Source organism: Pontibacter ummariensis (assembly GCF_900188175.1).
Taxonomy (GTDB): Bacteria; Bacteroidota; Bacteroidia; order Cytophagales; family Hymenobacteraceae; genus Pontibacter; species Pontibacter ummariensis.
Map to the genome: position 1 here is coordinate 42102 of NZ_FZOQ01000030.1, position 19717 is coordinate 61818.

The window sequence follows — 19717 nt, forward strand, 5'->3', positions numbered from 1 at the left end:
ACCTATATATTCTCCTCTATCAACTGTGTCAGGGCAATAAAATCCTGCACCGATAACTGCTCGGCCCGTTTGTCGAATACCGGTTGGGCCTGCACTTCGGGCGGCAAGTTATAACTCTTTAAGGAGTTACGCAGCGTTTTACGGCGGGTGCCAAAGCTTAGCTTCACCACCTCAAAAAAGCGCTTCTCGTTACAAGGCAGCTGCTCTACCTCATTTCGCAACAGGCTGATGACAGCCGACTTCACCTTCGGCTTCGGATGGAACACGTGCTCGCTTACCGTGAACTTGTAGTCTATGGTATAGAAGGCCTGCAACAGCACGCTCAGAATGCCATAGGTCTTCGATCCCGGAGGGGCAGCGATGCGCTCGGCCACCTCTTTCTGAATCATGCACACCACCTCCGGCACCACATCGCGCTGCTCCAGCACTTTAAAGAAGATCTGGCTGGAGATGTTATAAGGGAAGTTCCCGATGATGGCAAAAGGGCCGGGGAACAGCTTGCTCAGGTCCGTTTTCAGGAAGTCGGCAGAGATGATGCGGTCGCCCAACTGCGGGAAGTGCTCCTGCAGGTAAGCGATAGACTCCCTGTCAATGTCCACGACCGTGGTTCTGTACGCCGGGTGCTGGATCAGGTACTGCGTGAGCACGCCCATGCCCGGCCCTATCTCCAGTACGTCCTGCACGCCTCGGTGCAGGCGCAGCTGCTCCACGATCTTTGTCGCAATATTCTGGTCTACCAGGAAGTGCTGGCCCAGGTGCTTTTTCGGTTTTACGTTACCCACGCGGTTCTTTTTATGGATTGAGGACGGCAAAGCATACTTTTCCGCTCAAACCCGTTATACTTTATGATGTGCCTTGTCTGCCCTGCCGGTGGCGGGGGCTTTTCACATTACGTTTTATACTTACTATATTGCAGCTTCAAAGATACAAACGACAGATGCCAACACAACTTAAATACGACACAAGCTTAGCTAAAAATGCCGATCTCGCGCTTATTATTGCCGCAGACAAGGCAGCAGAGGTACAAGAGTTGCAACCGGAGGAGCAGGACTACGTGCAAAAACAGCTTGCACAGGAGTTAAAACTCATCCCGCTGAACCGCTACTCTCAGCGCGTGTACGTAGTGGTGGCACCAGAGGCAAAAACCGAGCACTTACAGAAAGAGGGCCTTCGCCAGGCAGGTTACGGGCTGCTAAAGCAACTCCGGGCCGACAAAGTAGAAAGCATCACGATACTGGACAAAACCAGCGCGGGTGCCAGTCTCCCGCTTGCAGAAGGCTTGTACCTGAGCAATTACCAGTTTCTGAAGCATAAAACAAAAGACATAAAAACAGCCAACCTACAGGCTATCACCATTGCCGACGAGCAGGTGAGCAAAGAGCAAGTGCAGGAAGTGGCTACCGTACTGGAAGCGGTATACAAAGTGCGCGACCTGGTGAATGAACCGCACAGCCACCAAACGGCCGCCCAATTGAGCGAACAGTTTCAGGAACTGGGGCAACAAGCCGGCTTTACGACCGAAGTGCTGGACCTGATCAAGATACAGTCCCTGAAAATGGGCGGCCTGATTGCTGTGAACCAGGGCAGCGAGGAGCCAGCTACATTTAACATCATGGAGTGGAAACCGGAGAACGCCAAAAATGCCAAACCTTACGTGCTGGTGGGCAAAGGCGTAGTGTACGACACCGGGGGCCTGAGCCTCAAGCCAACGCCAAACTCTATGGACTATATGAAGTCGGACATGGCAGGCGCGGCGACCATTACAGGGGTCCTTTACGCCATTGCCAAGAACAAGCTGCCTATCCATGTGATCGGCCTGGTGCCTGCGACTGACAACCGCCCGGGCGGCAACGCAGTTGCCCCTGGTGATGTGATCACCATGCACAGCGGCCTGACCGTAGAAGTGCTCAACACGGATGCAGAGGGACGCCTTATCCTGGCCGATGCCCTTAGCTTTGCCCGGAAATACGACCCGGAACTGGTCATTGACATGGCAACCCTGACCGGCTCCGCCATGCGGGCTGTGGGCAAAGAAGGTTTAGTGGTGATGGGGACCGCAGGCGAGGAGGTGATGAATGGCTTGAAAGTAGCCGGAGACAAGGCGCATGAGCGTATCGTGGAGTTTCCGCTGTGGGACGAGTACAGAAAGCAGCTGGAGTCTGACATTGCCGACCTGAAGAACCTGGGCGGGCCCGATGCCGGCCATATCACCGCGGGCAAGTTCCTGGAGGCCTTCACCGACTACCCGTGGGTTCATTTCGACATTGCCGGTACGGCCTACCTGCACAGCGAAGACTCCTACCGGGGCAAGCTTGCCACCGGCTCAGGCCTACGCCTGGTGTACAACTACTTTAGCTCTTTGGCTCAATAACAACAATGGATAACAGACACAAAGTCAGACTGGGAATCAGTATTGGCGACACAAATGGGATCGGTCCCGAGATCATCATCAAAACCCTCTCGGACCAGCGTATCCTGAACTACTGCACGCCAGTCATCTACGCTTCGGCGGAATTACTGAAACAGGTACGAAAAGCCCTGAACGCCGAGCATTTTCATTTTAAAGAGGTGACCGGGGCACAGGCACTGGTCGCGCATAAGGTAAACCTGATCAACTGCTGGGAGAATGACCTGGAACTAAAACCAGGAAGCCCTACAAGCGAATCCGGCAAAGCCTCGCTCGACTCGCTGCTGGCAGCCTGCAGGGACCTGAAAGCTGATCTGCTGGACGGACTGATCACAGCCCCCATAGACAAAGACAACATACAGGCCGAGGACTTCCGCTTCCCGGGTCACACCGAGTTCCTGACCTCTTACTTCGGTGCGCCGGAAAGCCTGATGCTGCTAGTGAGCGGCAATTTACGGGTAGCCACCGTCACCGGGCACATGCCGGTAAAAGAGGTAGCCCCTAAAATAACCGAAGAGCTGCTGATCCGCAAGATGACGATCCTGCTAGACTCCTTGCGCAAGGACTTCGGCATCCAGAAACCACGCATCGCGGTGCTGGGCTTAAACCCCCATGCCGGGGAAAAAGGCCTGCTCGGGAACGAGGAGGTAGAGATCATCCGCCCGGCCATCCTGCAGATGAAAGAGCGGGGTCACCTGGTGTTCGGCCCCTACCCGGCCGACGGCTTCTTCGGCATGCAACAGTACCGCCAGGTAGACGCCGTGCTGGCCATGTACCACGACCAGGGGCTCATCCCGTTTAAAACACTGGCCTTTGAGAGCGGGGTGAACTACACCGCCGGATTACCGGTCGTGCGCACCTCCCCTGACCACGGCACCGCCTACGACATTGCCGCTAAGCACATTGCCAATGAAACCTCTTTCCGGGAAGCACTGTTCCTGGCCTGCGACGTAATTAAAAAGCGACAGGAGGCGGAAATGCCCACGGTATAATTGCGGCATAATATTTTATTTCTCAGAAATATGTTCTAATTTTGCGTCTTGCAATAAAAAGTGGGTTGTGAAAAAGCTAAGAGATTATGAAATCGGCATTGACAGACTCGCTAATAAGCGTCATTATTACGAGTTTGAACTGGGGGACGCTTTTTTCGATCTGTTCGGAAAAGAGCTGATCCAAGGGGGCAAACTGCTGGCTAAAGTGGAACTGGATAAAACAGAGTCGCTGCTAACCTTTCACTTTGACATAAAAGGCCATGTGCGCCTTGTCTGCGACAGAAGCCTGGATGAATTTGACCATCCGGTGGACATAGACCAGACATTCCGCATCAAGTACGGTGAAGAAAACGCTGAGCTGGACGATGACCTGTGGCAGATAACGCCAAACACGCAAGTGATCAGCATTGCACAGCATTTGTACGATTATATCGGACTATCGCTGCCAATGAAGAAACTGCACCCCCGCTTCGTGGAGGAGGCCGACGATGAGGAGGAAGATAACGATCAGGACATCTTGATTTACTCTTCCCGGAAAGGCGCCGAAACAGATGGTGAGGAGGATGACGACGATGATGACGAGGACGATGTTGATCCGCGTTGGAACGCCCTCCGGAACTTGAACTAGTGAATTTCAGAAGTATAAAGTATAAACGTAAGTAAATTTTTAACTAAAAAATGGCACATCCTAAACGTAAGATTTCGAAGACCAGAAGAGATAAGAGAAGAACTCACCAGAAGCTCTCTGAGAAAGCCATTGCAATTTGCCCAACGACAGATACGCCACACCTGTATCACCATGCTTATGTGGTGGAAGGCGACCTGTACCACAAAGGCAAACTGGCAATCAGAAATTATACAACTAACGCCCAGTAAGCAGTAGCCTACCTAAGTTTAGTTCTGTATAATTTTTAACACCCCTGTAAATGAAAATCGCTTTAGACGCTATGGGCGGCGATTTTGCACCTGAGGCTGCTGTAAAGGGTGCAATACTGGCGGCCCAGGAGCTACAGAATGAGGAACAAATCCTCCTGATTGGGAAGGAAGACGTGATTCATTCGCTGCTCAAAGAATATGGCTACACCGGCAAGAACATTTCCGTAGTGAATGCCAGCCAGGTAATTGAAATGGGGGAGCACCCCACCAAAGCACTAACACAGAAGCCCGATTCCAGCATTGCTATAGGCTACGGCTTGCTGAAAGCTCAGAAAGCCGTAGCTTTCTGTAGCGCCGGTAATACCGGAGCGATGCTGGTAGGCGCCATGTTCAGTGTAAAAGCGATTGAAGGTGTATTAAGGCCGTCTATTGCGAGCTTTGTGCCTAAACTACGAGGCGGGTTCGGTGTGATACTGGACGTAGGTGCCAATGCCGACTGCAAGCCGGAAGTGCTGGAACAGTTTGGTGAGCTGGGTTCCATTTACGCCAAGTACGTGCTGGACATCCAAAACCCTAAAGTGGGCCTCATGAACTTAGGTGAAGAGGAAGGCAAAGGCACGGTGAACACGCAGGCCGCCCACCAGCGCCTGAAGGCAAACGAGATCGTAAACTTTATCGGCAACATAGAAGGTCGTGACCTTTTTAATGATAAAGCGGATGTGATTGTGTGCGACGGTTACACGGGCAATATCATCCTGAAGATGGCAGAGTCGCTGTACGATATTCTGAGCGAGAAAGGAATACAGGATTCCTTCTTCGACAAGTTTAACTACGAAGCTGCGGGTGGCAGCCCTATCCTGGGAATTAACGGCAATGCCGTGATTGGCCATGGCGTGTCCAGCCCGCGGGCGATCTGCAACATGGTGCTGCAGGCACAGAAAATGGCCGCCTCCAACATTTCAGAGCGATTCAAAAAGAACTACAGCGCTTAAGGTACAATTCCGACAGCGCTAAAAGCTTGGCTAAACGCCTTCAGCAAATCTTTTAAAAGAACTGAAGGGTTATGCCAAGCTTTTTTTATTAAATTGCCCTCCTTAATCTTGATCATCCTAACAAAGAATTAAAATGAGTAAAATTACCGCTGCCATTACGGGTGTGAGTGGCTACGTTCCTGACTATGTGCTTACGAACAAGGAACTTGAGACAATGGTGGAAACCAATGACGAATGGATAACCTCCCGCACCGGTATTAAGGAAAGGCGCATCTTGAAAGGTGAAGGACAAGGCACATCCCACATTGCCGTTCCTGCCGTACGAGAGTTACTCAAAAAAACGAATACAAAACCAGAAGAGGTTGATCTGCTCATTTGCGCCACTACGACCCCTGACATGGTGTTCCCGGCCACGGCAAACCTCATCACTGCTGAAGTGGGTGCGGTAAATGCTTTTGGCTACGACCTGCAGGCTGCCTGTTCTGGTTTTCTCTACGCTTTGGCTACTGGCTCCAAGTTCATAGAATCTGGTCAGTACAAAAAGGTAGTTGTGGTTGGGGCCGATAAAATGTCTTCCATCATTGACTATACAGACCGCGCCACCTGCATCATCTTCGGCGACGGCGGCGGGGCCGTGATGCTGGAGCCGAACACCGAGGGCCTCGGCATTCTGGACTCTATCCTGAAATCGGATGGCACAGGTGCTCCTTTCCTGCACATGAAGGCGGGTGGTAGCCGTAAGCCAGCCACCATCGAAACCGTACAGGCCCGCGAGCACTTTGCCTACCAGGAGGGCCAGCAGGTGTTTAAGTTTGCTGTAAAAGGCATGGCAGACGTTTCGGCAGAGATCATGGAGCGCAACCAGCTGACAGGTGAAGACGTGGCCTGGCTCGTGCCGCACCAGGCAAACAAGCGCATCATCGAGGCCACGGCAAACCGTATGGGCTTGGACAACGACAAAGTGATGCTCAACATCCACAAGTACGGAAATACGACGAGCGGCACCATTCCCCTCTGCTTGTGGGAGTATGAGAGCCAACTGAAGAAAGGTGATACCCTGATTCTAGCTGCGTTCGGCGGCGGTTTTACCTGGGGTGCCATCTACTTAAAGTGGGCCTACGACCCAAAATAAGACCACCTGATCCGGTAAAAAATAAGGGTACCTGTCGGTACCCTTATTTTTTCACCCTGTATCCCGGGGCAGTTTAGCCTTAAAACTAAAGGCCCTTGCTGCATAAGCAAGGGCCTTTAGTTTTAAAATTTCTTCGCCTGTTTAAGGCATGTAAGATAACTCCACTCGGAACTTCTGGTCAACGGCACCCAGCTTCTGGTAGGCCTTTTTGGAGAGGCGTACAATTACCTTATCGTTGGCCCCTGTTTCTGGTAACTTTCCAACGACACGCACATACACCACCTGCTGGTTCATGTCGTTCTTGATCTGCATGATGGTGCCAACCGGAGCGGTACGATGCAACGCGAGGTACTTGTTCGTGTCTGCTTTAGGGTCTATCATCTCGGCCAGGCCTGTTTCGATGACTTTCTTCACGCCGGCAGCATCCTCCACCGTCTTTGTCTCCTCCTCGGCAGAGGTCACAGGTTCGGTAGAAGTACTAGCTGTTTCTGCAGGCAGCGCATTCTCCACAGCCACTGCCTTTGTCATCTCATCATCAGGCTCTGGCACGTACATAGGTTTCTTCGTAGGCTTCTCGCTGCTCATCCCCACAATCAGCGAGGAGCCAATACTGATGTTGTTGTCCGGAAGCTGGTTCCAGCGCCTGATGTCCTCTACTTTAACCCCATAGAGGCGCGATATAGAGTAAAGGGTCTGCTTGGGCTCCACAGTGTGCATTTTGTGCCCCCCGTCATTCACCATATAGGTTCGGTTGCTGGCAGCAGGCACAGCCGCTGCTTTGCTGGCAGAGGCTACCGCTGTGCTTTCTGTATACTTCCTTGGAATGAGTACAATTTCCCCGATCTTGATTGTGGTCTCTACACTAGGGTTCGCCTCCACGATCTGAGCCACTGGCACACTGTACTTTCTGGACAGGGCATAAAGGGTTTCCTTTGGCTCTACTTTATGCTGCACAAACAGCTTTCCGTTTTTACGGGCTATCCCGACAGAATCGCGGACAACCGGAAGATCAAAGGCACTGGCCGATAAAGAAAGTGCCGGCACTGCTACAAGGGTGAGGAATAAAGATCGGACCATGGCTAACTATTATACTAGAAGTCGATATGCTTTGAGCGTATCCTTGTTCAGGATAAAATATAATTCGTCCTTAAAGATAAAAAAAGTATCTGACCCAATGCCACTTAAACCGGTACCCATTTGCACATTTATCTGTAATTCCCCTGCCAGGTCAAATACAGCTAACCGATTGCTTAGTTTCCCGTCCGCTTCGGCCCCATAAAAACTGACAATAAAGCAGCCTTCTGTTTCAGCGTACTCAATGGCTTTCTTGGGCTCGACTCCAAGCCGGGCCTGCAAAAACGCCCCCACCTGCGTAAAGTACTCCTCCCCTGCCAGGTACAGCGTGGGGTAAGTGCTCTGGCTAAAACGGCTTGTGTTATAGGCCTGTACCCGCCCTGCTGCTTCTTGCTGGCTTATGCCCTCCTGTAGAACTTTTCCTGTCTGCGTATGAAGCAGGGTAAAAGAAGCTTCGGGCTTTGCGGCAGTAAAAGCGAGCAGGCCTTCGGCAGCCAGCCCATAAAAGGCAAGCAGAGGTTGCTCCCATGCAAGAGAGCCGGTTTCTGCTGACATAGCCAGAATGCCTCTGTGCTGGCCTAGCTTCCGGTCTCCGTACCCGTGTAAGAACAGCAGACCGTCCGTAGCCTCCTCCAAACCCTGCCACCAGGCCTGTGCTTGCGGCAGGTACAGCCGCTTCATGCTATGGCTGGACACCTCCAGGGTATAAAAGTGCGTGAGCAGCACATCCGCGTCCCGCACCTCCAGCGCCAGCCTGCCCGTAGCCGTATCAAGCCGGATGCCCCACACTTGGGCGCCAAAATCGTATGTTAGAAGTAAAGGAAGAATATGCGCTTATTTTTCGTTATCTTATTACCAGAATGATTACCCACCTAGTTCCTGCAATTTATGAAAACCAATCCAATACCGGGGTATCTCCGCGGCCTGTTTCTACTTTCGCTCCTGCTGCTGCCCTTTATGGCGCTGTCGCAGGATGAGAAGCCGAAGGTCTTTGTGATGGAGGTCTTATCTGAAATAGACCCGCGCACCAACCGCTACACGGAGCTTGCCCTGGAGGAGGCCACAGAGGTAGGTGCCGACCATGTGCTGCTGGTGCTGAACACCTTTGGCGGCGCTCTGAACGACGCCGATGAGATCCGGAAGCGGATACTGGAGTATCCCAAACCAGTATACGTCTTCATCAACACGAACGCGGCCTCGGCAGGAGCGCTTATCTCGCTGGCCTGCGACAGTATTTACATGGCCCCCGGCGCCACCATTGGCGCGGCGACAGTAGTGGATGGGCAGGGGCAGGCCGCACCCGGTAAGTACCAGAGTTACATGCGCTCGATTATGCGCTCCACGGCAGAGGCTAACAACCGTAACCCCCGTTTGGCAGAGGCCATGGTAGAGGCCAGCGTAGACAGTTCCCTCTCTGCCGGACAGGTACTCACCCTTACAACGGCCGAAGCGCTCAAGTATGATTTTGCAGATGGCGTGGCCACAGACGTGGAAGGCGTGTTGGAAGACCTGGATCTGCTTCATGCCGAAGTGATCACCTTTCAGCTTAGTACAACCGACCAGATCATCTCCTTTTTCCTGAACCCCTTCATCAGCGGTATTTTGCTGCTCGTCATCATCGGGGGCTTGTACTTCGAACTGCAATCGCCTGGCATCGGTTTTCCCTTACTCGCAGCTATCGTGGCTGGTATCCTCTATCTGGTGCCGTACTACTTAAACGGCCTGGCCGAGAACTGGGAAGTCCTGCTGTTTATCGTTGGGGTGATCCTGATCATGCTGGAAGTCTTCGTGATTCCGGGCTTTGGGATCACGGGCATCGGAGGTATTCTTCTCGTTGCAGCCTCTCTTGTGTTGGTGATGGTTAACAACCAAAGCTTTGACTTTACTTTTGTGCCTTCCGGGAACCTGACCAAAAGCCTGCTCTCCGTCTTGCTGGGTATGATCGGTGCCGGTGTCCTCATTGCCCTTACCTGGAAGAGGCTGCTGGCCAGCCAGGCCATGAACCACGCCGTCCTCCGGAACACCTTCCACAGCAACGAGGGCTACCGCTCTTCCAACACGGCCGTCCACCTGGTTGGTAAAACAGGCGTGGCGCACACCCGCATGGCTCCTTCCGGCCGTGTCATGATCGACGAAACACTGTATGATGCACAGGCCCGGGATGGCTTTATTGAGAAAGGCGAAGCCATCCAGGTGGTAGACCAAAGCACGTTCTCCCTACGCGTCAAAAGAGTTGGCTGAACGGCTCACACTCATTGGGGATTTGGGGAACAATCTACTGGTATACTTACAGGTCTTGTGTAAATTGCCGAAGCCTTTAAGGGAACCATAAACTGCTACACAACGCATGAAGATACTTGGAGTAATACCGGCCCGCTATGCCAGCACCCGCTTTCCGGGGAAGCCACTGATTGATATAAACGGGAAAAGCATGATCCGGCGCGTGTATGAACAGGCGCAACAGTCTACCTTAACAGAGGTATTGGTGGCCACCGATGATCAGCGCATCCTGGAGCACGTGCAGGAGTTCGGCGGACAGGCCGTGATGACTAACTCCCAGCACCAGAGCGGCACCGACCGCTGCTACGAGGCCTATCAACTACATCAAAAGCCTTATGATTATCTCATCAACATACAGGGAGATGAGCCTTTCATTAAGCCGGAGCAAATAGACCGGGTGGCCTCCTGTTTTCAAAAGCCAGAGACACAGCTGGCGACTTTAATAAAAAAGGTAACGACAGAAGATGAGCTCTTTAATGTAAATGCCCCCAAGGTAGTCATCAACCAGGCACAGGAGGCGCTCTACTTCAGCAGGCAGCCCATCCCCTACTGCCGCAATGTCCCGAACGATATCTGGCATAAGCAGCATACCTATTACAAACACATTGGTATTTACGGCTACCGCACCAATGTCCTGGAACAGATCACCCAACTCCCCCCCTCAGCCTTGGAACTGGCCGAGTCGCTGGAGCAGTTACGCTGGCTCGAAAATGGCTACCGCATCACCACGGCCCTTACCGAGTTTGAGACCATCGGAATAGACTCTCCGGAGGACCTGCTGAAAGTACAGAGCTTTTTGTAGTTGGAGAAAGGGCTGAAACAAAGGAAACGCAGGACCAGTCATCCCCCTGCTGCCTAAGCTAAGTCGCTGTTGGTTACCACTCCCCTGGCACGCAAGCATCCGTTTTTGTGCTTTCTGCATACCAAAAGAGCAGCACAGCCGTACGCTTGCGCAACAGATGAGAGTCTTGCTGCGCTGTGTGTAACGCAGTCTTCCTTCCCTGTTAACACGGGAATGCTAGAGGCCGCGAGCTAAAAAGGGCCAGCAAAGCTGTGAGTGGTCTAAATAGATTACCCAACATACCTCTCCCAACGCGCTGGATAACAGGGCAGAATGAGCTAATGTGATGGGTTATTTTCATGCGCCTTCCGCGCATATTGCCTTAGCCCCCGGCTTTCTTCGCCTTGTAACCCGCTGCCTGTAGCACCTGCTGTACTTTGTCGCGGAAGTCGCCCTGAATGAGAATCTCGCCGTCTTTGGCCGAACCGCCCACGCCGCACTTACTTTTGAGCATTTTGCCCAGGTCTTTCAGGTCATCATCGGTTCCGACAAAACCGGCTACCAGTGTTACCTGCTTGCCCCCACGCGACTTCTTATCGAGCATGACCTTCAGGTTCTGCTGTTGGGGTGGCAAGGTCTCCTGCTCGTTTTGCTCTTCGTACTCGTAATTAAAGTCTGAATTAGTAGAGTAAACCACTCCCTGGCGGCCTTTCTTATTCTTGTCTTTCATCTTTTCATTTCATTGGTTTTAGCAGGGGATAGCTGCTAGCCCCTGCCTGTCTCTTTGCCTTACAAAGGCGTGACCACCTTTAGCGACTGTGGTTCTACATGCACCTCAAAGCTGGTCGACTTCCCCTTAAACTCCCCATCGGCATGGAACAGCATGGGCTCCTCTGTTTTGACTTGTACGTGCTTCGTCTGGAAATACTCGGCGCTGTCTTCATTGGCCAATTGCCGGGTCAGCATGCTATAGCTTAAGTGGAGCGCCTTGATCAGGTCCATTTGCCGCACCAGGCACACATCCAGCAGGCCGTCCTGTATATCCGCCATGGGGGCAACATAGGCGTTGTTCCCGTACTGAGCGGCGTTGGCAAAGGCCATCACGTAACAGTCCGTATCCAGCTCATTGCCGTTTATGCTGGCTTTTACCGTCTGGTGCTTGTAGGTCAGCACCTCCTTCAATACCAGTTCGAGATAGGTCTGCAGCCCGCGCTTTTTGTTGCCGGCAAAAACAGAGCTGATGTAGGCATCAAAACCGATTCCCGCCGTTGTGAAGAAAGGGTGCTTGTTGATGTGGCCGCTGTCGATGGTCCGGATGTGCCCCTGGTTAAGTACCTGAAGGGCCCCCTCTATTTTCATTGGTACCTCCAGGTGGCGCGCTAAGCCGTTTCCTGATCCTTTCGGTAAGATCCCAAGCGCTGTATCAGTGTAAAGAAGCCCCTGAGCCACCTCATTCACCGTTCCATCCCCCCCTACAGCCACGACGATCTTACAAGCCGCTGCTGCGGCCTCCTGCGCCAGCTGGGTGGCGTGTCCCGCGTATTCAGTAAACACTATTTCGTGCTCAAAAAAGGCAAGGTCCAGATGCTTCTGAATACAGGCTGGAACATCTACCCGGCTTTTAGGTCCGGAGGTAGGGTTTATGATAAAGCGAATAGGCGTGCGTTTTGTCATAGATCGGGCTACTTGGCCAATGCTACAAAAATACCCTTTCCCATTCATAATAAAAAAAGCTGTCACGGCCAGGCAACAGGCTACATTCTAAAACCGGTGGCTATTTGATATGAAACGTCAGCACGGGAATTTGCGTGTGGTTCACCAGGTCCTCTGCGATGCTTCCGCTAAGCAAATGCGAAAAGCCTGTTCTGCCATGGGTCGCCATCATGATCAGGTCTGCGCCAATATCGTTTGCGAAGTGCATGATCCCTTCCTCTTCCACCGAGTCGTTGTACACGTTAATAGAGTAGTTGCGCAGGCCGTACTTTTCTGTTGTTTCTTCCAGTTTCTGGCGCACGTTAGAAGAAGACTCAAAGGCTCCCGGCGTGTTGATATAGACCAGGTGCAACCGGGCATCAAACAGGGACTGGAAAGCTTTGAAGCGATCCATGGCCTGGCTTACCTCCCTCCTGAAGTCAGAGGCCAGCACAATCTCCCGTACATCAAAATTCGGTTCCCGCCGCTTCACCGTCAGCACCGGGCACTCTGCTGAACGAACCACTTTCTCTGTGTTAGACCCCACCAAAAACTCATCCAGGCCACTGGCCCCCTTCGATCCCATCACCACTAAATCCACGTCGTCTTCCCGGATAGTCCGCTTGATCTTGTTGATCACCTTGTCCACATCAACCTCCTGCACCACATCAACCCCCTTATGCTCCACCGTATTGATCAGTTGCTCCATTTGGCCCCGCGTCGTCTCCATTAGCTGCAATACATACACCTGCTCCATGTTGTTATTGTACGGGGCGATTATGTCTCCTGTCGCGCTAAAAGTTGGGGCATAGTTATAACTGGGCGCCTCTATTACGTGCAGCAGCTTAATGGCAGCACCCGTTCTTCGTGCAACGGCAACGGCAACTTCAAAGGCGTTTCTGGCTTGTTCCGAAAAATCTGTCGGGACTAGAATTCTTCTCATTTTGATGCGGTTTTAGGTGGTTTTGTTATGGTTATCTTGCGTAAATGTAAAGTGCTTCTTTTTCCTGTGCCATGATATTCGTCATCTTATATACTTGCCCACCTCGGATGGAGTTTAGGAAACGGGAAAACAAAAAGCCCACCCCGGTGAGGGTGGGCTTTTGTGGCAGTTTATAAAGCTATGAATTAAGCGCCAAGACGAGCGATCAGGTCAGCAGCACGGTTAGAGTAGCCAGCCTCGTTGTCGTACCATCCTACCACTTTTACCAACGTTTCGTTCGCAGAAGTCATCTCCGCATCAAAGATACAAGAGTGTGGGTTACCAACGATGTCAGCAGACACGATCGGGTCTTCCGTGTACTCCAGTACGCCTTTCATATCGCCTTCAGCGGCTTTCTTCATGGCAGCGTTGATTTCCTCTTTCGTGGCTGCTTTCTTCAGCACAACAGTCAGGTCGGTCAGGGAGCCTGTAGGGATCGGAACACGCATCGCTACGCCATCCAGTTTGCCTTTCAGGTGTGGCAACACCAGTCCTACCGCTTTGGCAGCCCCCGTAGAGGTAGGCACAATCGAAAGGGCAGCAGCACGGGCTCTTCTCAGGTCTTTGTGCGGGCCGTCCTGCAGGTTTTGGTCAGCAGTGTAAGCATGTACCGTGGTGATATAACCTTTCTCGATACCGAAAGCATCGTCCAACACCTTGGCCATTGGAGCCAGGCAGTTAGTCGTACAAGATGCGTTAGATACGATCTTCTCCTCTCCTGTCAGGATGTCCTCGTTCACACCCAACACTACTGTAGGGATATTGCCTTTCGCAGGAGCAGAGATCACCACTTTACGGGCACCTGCTTCCAGGTGACCACCAGCGCCTTGCTCATCCACGAAGCGACCTGTAGACTCCAACACAACGTCTACCCCCAGGTTACCCCAAGGCAGGTTCTTCGGATCACGCTCTGCCGTGATTTTGATTTCTGTACCGTTTACTACAATGCCGTTAGCAGTAGCCTCTACGGTGCCATTGAATCTACCGTGTACAGAGTCGTACTTTAACAGGTGTGCAAGCGTTGTTGTATCAGTAAGGTCATTAATGGCAACAACCTCTACGTTCTCTTTCTGGAGCAGCGCCTTAAATGTAAGTCTGCCGATACGGCCAAAACCGTTAATTGCAACTTTTACTTTAGACATGATATCTTATATTTGAGTTTTATAATGTTGCGAAGTTACGATATAGCATAGTGTAAAACCAATGTTTTTTTCTATGCTGGTTTATAAACTCTTACGTATAAAATCAGAAAAAATACGAGGACTTGTTTTGCAGGTAACAAAAGAGCCGTATATTTGCACCACAAACAGACAGAACGGCCCGTTCGTCTAGGGGTTAGGACGCCAGATTTTCATTCTGGTAACAGGGGTTCGATTCCCCTACGGGCTACTTGGAAGCCTCTCAGTTAATACTGAGAGGCTTTTTTAATGTCCTTCGGACAACGTCCCGTTCAGTAAGAGTTTTGATATAACTACCTAACCACCCCCTCTGTTCTTTATTAGGAGCCGCAGAACATCAAAAGATACCTACAGTAAAATTCAATGTAAACTCTTAAAATATACTTTAAATAATACTGGCATGTACTAGGCTGTGTCTGATGAATCAAACTCTGATTATTTAGTAATCTAAAATTCTGTTGCTAGAGCAAACAGCCAGTGCTCATCTTTTGGTTTATTCATTCAAAAGGTATTCATCAGACATAGCCTAGTCTTACCTAAATAGACAGTAACAGCATTTCCTGTACTACTTATTAGAAATAGTTGCTCCCTTTAATTAAGCTATCCTATATATTGCATTAAATATATAGAGTAGCAAACAACAAAATAAATCAATCTTAACTGTAGTTTATGAAAACAGCTTTACTACTACTTTTTACTTTCCTCATTTCACTCCTCTCCTTTGGACAGGGACGTTGGATAGACCATACCTCACAGGCCGCACTCCCAAGTTTAAATGTTCGCGATGTGCTAGTGGACAGTAAGGGCAACAAATGGTTCGCCACAGACAATGGCCTAACAAAATTTGATGGTACCAACTGGACTACATTTAAAGCTGTTTACCAGGGACTAAGGAACAATGACATATACGCACTAGCTGAAGGCCAGGATGGTAAAATTTGGGTTGTGACAGCTCAGGATATTGAAACTTTTGATGGTGCAGTCTGGGAGTATTACGATGGTAATGACGGACTGCTTACTTCAACCATGCCAAACTCACGGTACTTATCTATTCATGTTGCTATGGATGGAACAGTGTGGGCTGGATCGCTTGGAGGAGTATCCCACTTTGATGGAGACTCTTGGGAAAACATTACGGATATTAACGGGATTAGCTTACGATACATAGCTGATATTGAGCATGATGACGCAGGAAACATTTGGTTTTCCCTTCATCAACAAGGATATGAGGCGGATTACGTACCCGGGATTGTAAAGTACAATGGTATTACTTGGGAGGCTTTTGACTTAAGCGAGGAAACAGGCGGTTACTCTGCTTTTATGTTAAACAATATCAATGGAGTCCTTTGGGCAGGCCAGCCCAGTTATATTTATAAGTATGCAAATGGTGGTTTCACAAAGTTTAACATTGATTTAACAGCTTCGGGTATTGATAATTTTCATCTTTCAGGTGAAATAACCCAAGATATAAATGGTGTAATTTGGATTTATGGGACTACTAATGAAAGTAGTGGACTTATTAAAACTGGATTTGTGAAATATGATGGTGAGATCTGGAGCTTTCAGGGATTCCCGGAAGTTTACGGAGTTACATCAACCGAGGTTGATGGCTCTTTTATCTGGGTCTCTGGCAGAAATGGAGCGCATAAAGTTAATTCGGGTACAAACACCTTAACTAATATCGGAACTAGGTATGGTTTGTCAGGGAATAATGCGCAAACTTTGTTTATAGACGCATCAGACAATGTTTGGATAGCAACAGGGGCTGGAGTAGAGAGGTTTAATGGGGAGGAATTGATTAAAAATGAGATAAATACAGTTAATAGTATCTTCGACATTTTTCAGGACACTAGGGAAAATGTTTGGTTTGTCCCAAGGTGGAATAACGACGTCTACGTGCGAAGCCAGAACGGAATAGAGACTTTCAACTCAACTAACAGCTTATTAAGAGACCAAACTATTTACGAGGCTGCTACAGACAAGGCTGGAAACGTTTATTTTGCATATTGCGCATACGATGGCCAAGGGAATGCAACGGGAACTATAGTCATGTACGATGGTAACCAGTGGTATAACATAACAAATCAACACCCTAATCTGAATGACGAGATAAACAAAATATATGCTACTAGTGATGGGAGAGTCTGGTTCTTTGGGAAAAAAGGCACAGTTATAAAAGACGGAAGTCTATGGACAGTCAATGAAACGTTACCTCCGGGGGCACTGTCAGCAGTGGAAAGTGAAAACGGTAGTCTATGGCTTGGCTATAATGAATCTCGACTTTTGCATTATTCAGCAGGTACTATAACAGAATATGACCTTGAAACATTGGCAGGTACCAGCAATTTCCATAGTTTGAATGACCTTGCAATAGATTATAAGGGGAATTTATGGGTTGGGGGGTTTTTCCAGTCCCCTAATTCAGAACCTGAAGATTATCCTGGACTTGCTCGTTTTAATGGAAGTTCTTGGCAATCCTTTTCAAAAGCTGATGGCCTTGTTTCGGACGCTGTTACAAGTATAGAAACTGATCTATCAGGTAACGTCTGGATAGGAACATTATATGGAGGAGTATCTCAGCTTATCTTATTTTCTGAAATTGTAACAGTAAGCACCTCCAATATCTCCTGTCATGGAGGCAACAATGGTTCTATTGCCATTACTCCTGAAGGAAGCAATGCTCCTTATCGATTTTCTATAGACGGGGGAAAAACATTTGTATCAGAGAATGAATTCAGTGGCCTGACCGCCGGAAATTATCATATCCTTGTAAAGGACGGTGAAGGACTTACAGCACATGATGAAATTATAACCCTTACTCAGCCCGCTGGTGTATTTACATGGAAAGTTTCCCCTGTAAGTTGTGCCGGAGCAAAAGACGGTGCGATCATGTTATCTGTACAAAACGATGGAACACAGATCAGCTATGTATGGCATAATGCTGATGGGAGGGAAATTGCCACCACTAAAGACATAGCAGCGCTTGCAGGAGGTACTTATAGCGTAACTGCTAGTTATGGTGATTGTATAGTAACCAAAACCATTGTAGTGCCTGAGCCAAGTCCTCTACAGGCTACCCTTGAACATTTAAATAGCTGTGGTGACGCTGTAAGCGGACAGATTACAGTCCGCACTGTTGGCGGAACTGCTCCTTTCAACTACTCCATAGACGGAGGTGTAACTTTCCAAACTGAGAAAACTTTCTCAGGTCTACCTGTTGGTTCTTATCAGATTATCGTTCAGGATGCCAGTGGTTGTTTGTTTACTACTGCATCTGTTACCATAAACCAGCAAGAAAAGCCTGTACCGGTTGTTACTTCTTCAGGCAATCTCGCATTATGCACAGGAAGTAGTGTCTGGCTGAAAACAACCCAGAAGTATGAAGGCTATGAATGGTATGATCGTAATGGCAATATACTGTCAACTCAAGATAGCCTGGAGGTAACTACTGCTGGAATCTTTTATACAGTTGTGTACCAAAACCAGTGTCAGGCGACTTCAGCAACTGTGACTACTACTATGGTCACGACGTATGATCAACAGGCAGTTTGTATCGTAACTGTCGATGCTACTACTAGAAAGAACAAAATTGTATGGAGTAAAATCGCTGGCAAGCATGTTGCCTCCTATAACATTTACAAAGAGACAGGAACGAACCAATACAGCCTTATAGGAAACGTACCGTCCAGTTCAAACAACTATTTTATTGATGAAGCTTCAGCTCCTATGACAGCCAGCGAGCGCTACAGTGTATCTATAATGGACATTTGCGGTAGAGAATCAGCCAAAAGTGCGGCTCACAAAACTATTTATTTGCAGGCAAACCTGGGAGTGAACAACAGCGTCAACCTTAGCTGGGACAGTTACGAAGGCTTTAGCTACACACAGGTAAATGTCTTGCGCGGCTCCTCTGTGGATGCACTACAAGTTTTGGCTACGCGTCCGGCTAATAATAACACCTTTACTGACACTAGCCCCAATTCAGCGGAAATGGTGTATGTAATTGAAGCTGTCACGGGATATACCTGCGAAGGCACTTCAGGGGAGTCAGCCTTAGGAAACCAAAGAGTGCTCCTTCAAAACGCCTCTACCCGCTCCAATCCTAGCTCAGCAAAAGGGACACTTGGAGTAGAGGAAGGCTTAAGTATAGCTGCCGGGTTAAAAGTATACCCGAATCCAACTGAGTCTGGCTTTACTGTGGACCTAAAAGCAGGAAAAACTATCTATTACATTAAGTTACTGGACATTAGTGGTCGTGTAGTACAGGAAGTGCCTGTAAGTGGAAGCAAGTCCTCTGTCCATTTTGAACGCAAAGCCAAAGCTGGCCTTTATATTTTAGAAGTAAATGATAGTCAGGGGCAGATTTATCGACAAAGAGTAATTTTACAATAGTAACCTGCTTCTAGTCTAAACCTAGAAGAGGAAAAGCCATTACTTCGACTATTCCTCCTATAGATACTCCCCCAAAGTCTCCAAATCCTTGTGGATAAGGTTCGATAATTCACTCCTTCGGTCTACACGAAAGGCCTCCAGTTAACACTGGAGGCCTTTTTTCATTTACTTTGGACACTATTCGGACGCTAAAAAACGATAGCCACGATCCATACTGCCATTCTCCAAGTTCGCACTTGGTCTTCTAGTGTGCCCCCCTAATTCCCATTCTTTGTAACACCTGCAGGCGTGATAACAGCCACACAACGTCTACCGCAAGTGCCGTTGCCCCATGGCGCCTGAAGGAGTTACTGAGCTTTGTGAAGCCCAGAAGCGGCGGGGGCACAGGCCCAGCAGACCTTTACGGCGAAGTCCGTCAAGAGGGGCAGATTATGCTTGTTCCTCAGGAAGCGAGCTAAACACAGCCTTAGGCACCTTCCAGTAAGATCAGCCTCAGCGCCCTAGCCATCTCCACTCGGTTCTGCGGTGAGAAGCGGCTGTTTTTGTCCATGGATAGTCTGGCTAGGCTGTGTCTGATGAATACTTTTTCAGGTAAAATCTAATGAAAGCCAGCTTCACCATAGCCATGAAGCTGACGGCTAGCTTTTCATATCGAGTAGCAATTCTGCGATACTCTTTAAGCCAGCCGATAGCCTGCTCAACGCCTGCTCTTTTCTTATAGGTCTCTCTATCGAAGCGATGATGAGGCCCCCTTCTTCTTCTTTTGGTTCCAGCACGCAACTGCCTTTCAGGAATCATTCCCTTGATGCCTCTGCGGGCCAGCTCCTTTCTTAAGTAGCCTGCGTCGTATGCCTTATCTGCAACTACTTCCTCTGGCCTGGTTCTTTTACGGCCCCTTTTCAGAGGAATCTTTACCTGTTTCAACACTGGGTGAAAAAA

The 19717-nt window shown here is 49.6% G+C and carries 17 protein-coding genes and 1 tRNA gene; 10 read left to right on the top strand and 8 right to left on the bottom strand.

All coding sequences use genetic code 11. From position 1 onward, the window contains the following. Positions 1 to 2: 2 nt before the first annotated feature. Positions 3 to 782: a 16S rRNA (adenine(1518)-N(6)/adenine(1519)-N(6))-dimethyltransferase RsmA gene (gene rsmA, locus CHB92_RS22285; RefSeq protein ID WP_089321457.1), complete on the bottom strand. Its 780-nt coding sequence runs from the start codon at positions 780 to 782 to the stop codon at positions 3 to 5. Between the two features lie 155 nt (positions 783 to 937). Here rsmA and CHB92_RS22290 point away from each other — a divergent pair, with 155 nt between their 5' ends. The 6 genes from CHB92_RS22290 to CHB92_RS22315 all read left to right on the top strand — a co-directional run bounded on the left by CHB92_RS22290 (position 938) and on the right by CHB92_RS22315 (position 6399). Next, on the top strand, positions 938 to 2371 hold the full coding sequence (locus CHB92_RS22290) for a leucyl aminopeptidase family protein (RefSeq protein ID WP_089321458.1): 1434 nt from the start codon (positions 938 to 940) through the stop codon (positions 2369 to 2371). Positions 2372 to 2376: 5 nt separating this feature from the next. Further along, positions 2377 to 3399 (top strand): 4-hydroxythreonine-4-phosphate dehydrogenase PdxA, encoded by a 1023-nt coding sequence (pdxA, locus tag CHB92_RS22295; RefSeq protein ID WP_089321459.1) that lies wholly within the window; start codon positions 2377 to 2379, stop codon positions 3397 to 3399. 67 nt (positions 3400 to 3466) lie between these two features. Then, complete coding sequence (locus CHB92_RS22300; RefSeq protein WP_089321460.1) at positions 3467 to 4027, top strand: YceD family protein; 561 nt, start codon at positions 3467 to 3469, stop codon at positions 4025 to 4027. A 50-nt stretch (positions 4028 to 4077) separates the two neighbouring features. Further along, a complete protein-coding gene (gene rpmF / locus CHB92_RS22305) occupies positions 4078 to 4275 on the top strand; it encodes a 50S ribosomal protein L32 (protein ID WP_089321461.1) in 198 nt (65 codons plus the stop codon). 50 nt (positions 4276 to 4325) lie between these two features. Next, the gene (plsX, locus tag CHB92_RS22310; protein WP_089321462.1) at positions 4326 to 5267 is read left to right on the top strand and encodes a phosphate acyltransferase PlsX; all 942 of its coding nucleotides are present in this window, start codon (positions 4326 to 4328) and stop codon (positions 5265 to 5267) included. Positions 5268 to 5400: 133 nt separating this feature from the next. Further along, positions 5401 to 6399: a beta-ketoacyl-ACP synthase III gene (locus tag CHB92_RS22315; RefSeq protein WP_089321463.1), complete on the top strand. Its 999-nt coding sequence runs from the start codon at positions 5401 to 5403 to the stop codon at positions 6397 to 6399. A gap of 141 nt (positions 6400 to 6540) precedes the next feature. Here the strand turns inward: CHB92_RS22315 and CHB92_RS22320 are convergent, their stop codons facing one another. Then, positions 6541 to 7476, bottom strand: a complete 936-nt coding sequence (locus CHB92_RS22320) for a LysM peptidoglycan-binding domain-containing protein (RefSeq protein WP_089321464.1) — start codon at positions 7474 to 7476, stop codon at positions 6541 to 6543. Positions 7477 to 7485: 9 nt separating this feature from the next. After that, positions 7486 to 8262, bottom strand: a complete 777-nt coding sequence (locus CHB92_RS22325) for a DUF4905 domain-containing protein (protein WP_089321465.1) — start codon at positions 8260 to 8262, stop codon at positions 7486 to 7488. Positions 8263 to 8361: 99 nt separating this feature from the next. Here CHB92_RS22325 and CHB92_RS22330 point away from each other — a divergent pair, with 99 nt between their 5' ends. Beyond that, positions 8362 to 9714 carry an NfeD family protein gene (locus CHB92_RS22330; RefSeq protein ID WP_089321466.1) on the top strand — a complete coding sequence of 451 codons (1353 nt, stop codon included), beginning with the start codon at positions 8362 to 8364 and terminating at the stop codon, positions 9712 to 9714. 106 nt (positions 9715 to 9820) lie between these two features. After that, complete coding sequence (gene kdsB / locus CHB92_RS22335) at positions 9821 to 10555, top strand: 3-deoxy-manno-octulosonate cytidylyltransferase (protein ID WP_089321467.1); 735 nt, start codon at positions 9821 to 9823, stop codon at positions 10553 to 10555. Positions 10556 to 10916: 361 nt separating this feature from the next. Here the strand turns inward: kdsB and CHB92_RS22340 are convergent, their stop codons facing one another. The 4 genes from CHB92_RS22340 to gap form a co-directional block, all read right to left on the bottom strand. Continuing rightward, a complete protein-coding gene (locus tag CHB92_RS22340) occupies positions 10917 to 11264 on the bottom strand; it encodes a translation initiation factor (RefSeq protein ID WP_089321468.1) in 348 nt (115 codons plus the stop codon). 59 nt (positions 11265 to 11323) lie between these two features. Further along, entirely contained in the window at positions 11324 to 12208 is an 885-nt protein-coding gene (locus CHB92_RS22345) for a diacylglycerol/lipid kinase family protein (RefSeq protein ID WP_089321469.1), read from the bottom strand. Positions 12209 to 12308: 100 nt separating this feature from the next. Continuing rightward, positions 12309 to 13169, bottom strand: coding sequence for a universal stress protein (locus tag CHB92_RS22350; protein WP_089321470.1), 861 nt, complete (start codon positions 13167 to 13169; stop codon positions 12309 to 12311). Positions 13170 to 13354: 185 nt separating this feature from the next. Beyond that, positions 13355 to 14350, bottom strand: coding sequence for a type I glyceraldehyde-3-phosphate dehydrogenase (gene gap / locus CHB92_RS22355; RefSeq protein ID WP_089321471.1), 996 nt, complete (start codon positions 14348 to 14350; stop codon positions 13355 to 13357). Positions 14351 to 14525: 175 nt separating this feature from the next. On the opposite strand from gap, the gene CHB92_RS22360 reads away from it, so the two are divergent. Together CHB92_RS22360 and CHB92_RS22365 are read left to right on the top strand one after the other, a co-directional pair. Continuing rightward, a tRNA-Glu gene (locus CHB92_RS22360) sits at positions 14526 to 14597 on the top strand. A gap of 458 nt (positions 14598 to 15055) precedes the next feature. Further along, positions 15056 to 18778, top strand: a complete 3723-nt coding sequence (locus CHB92_RS22365; protein WP_089321472.1) for a two-component regulator propeller domain-containing protein — start codon at positions 15056 to 15058, stop codon at positions 18776 to 18778. 561 nt (positions 18779 to 19339) lie between these two features. On the opposite strand, the gene CHB92_RS22370 is transcribed toward CHB92_RS22365, so the two are convergent. Further along, positions 19340 to 19717: transposase (locus tag CHB92_RS22370; RefSeq protein WP_144266369.1), on the bottom strand; the 378-nt coding region annotated here is incomplete at its 5' end.

Excerpts from the sequence above, each read along its gene's own strand:
- CHB92_RS22320 (WP_089321464.1), bottom strand. The coding sequence starts at position 7,476 with ATGGTCCGATCTTTATTCCTCACCCTTGTAGCAGTGCCGGCACTTTCT.
- rpmF (WP_089321461.1), top strand. The coding sequence starts at position 4,078 with ATGGCACATCCTAAACGTAAGATTTCGAAGACCAGAAGAGATAAGAGA.
- gap (WP_089321471.1), bottom strand. The coding sequence starts at position 14,350 with ATGTCTAAAGTAAAAGTTGCAATTAACGGTTTTGGCCGTATCGGCAGA.
- pdxA (WP_089321459.1), top strand. The coding sequence starts at position 2,377 with ATGGATAACAGACACAAAGTCAGACTGGGAATCAGTATTGGCGACACA.
- kdsB (WP_089321467.1), top strand. The coding sequence starts at position 9,821 with ATGAAGATACTTGGAGTAATACCGGCCCGCTATGCCAGCACCCGCTTT.
- CHB92_RS22340 (WP_089321468.1), bottom strand. The coding sequence starts at position 11,264 with ATGAAAGACAAGAATAAGAAAGGCCGCCAGGGAGTGGTTTACTCTACT.
- CHB92_RS22365 (WP_089321472.1), top strand. The coding sequence starts at position 15,056 with ATGAAAACAGCTTTACTACTACTTTTTACTTTCCTCATTTCACTCCTC.
- CHB92_RS22290 (WP_089321458.1), top strand. The coding sequence starts at position 938 with ATGCCAACACAACTTAAATACGACACAAGCTTAGCTAAAAATGCCGAT.
- CHB92_RS22330 (WP_089321466.1), top strand. The coding sequence starts at position 8,362 with ATGAAAACCAATCCAATACCGGGGTATCTCCGCGGCCTGTTTCTACTT.
- CHB92_RS22350 (WP_089321470.1), bottom strand. The coding sequence starts at position 13,169 with ATGAGAAGAATTCTAGTCCCGACAGATTTTTCGGAACAAGCCAGAAAC.
- CHB92_RS22345 (WP_089321469.1), bottom strand. The coding sequence starts at position 12,208 with ATGACAAAACGCACGCCTATTCGCTTTATCATAAACCCTACCTCCGGA.
- plsX (WP_089321462.1), top strand. The coding sequence starts at position 4,326 with ATGAAAATCGCTTTAGACGCTATGGGCGGCGATTTTGCACCTGAGGCT.
- CHB92_RS22315 (WP_089321463.1), top strand. The coding sequence starts at position 5,401 with ATGAGTAAAATTACCGCTGCCATTACGGGTGTGAGTGGCTACGTTCCT.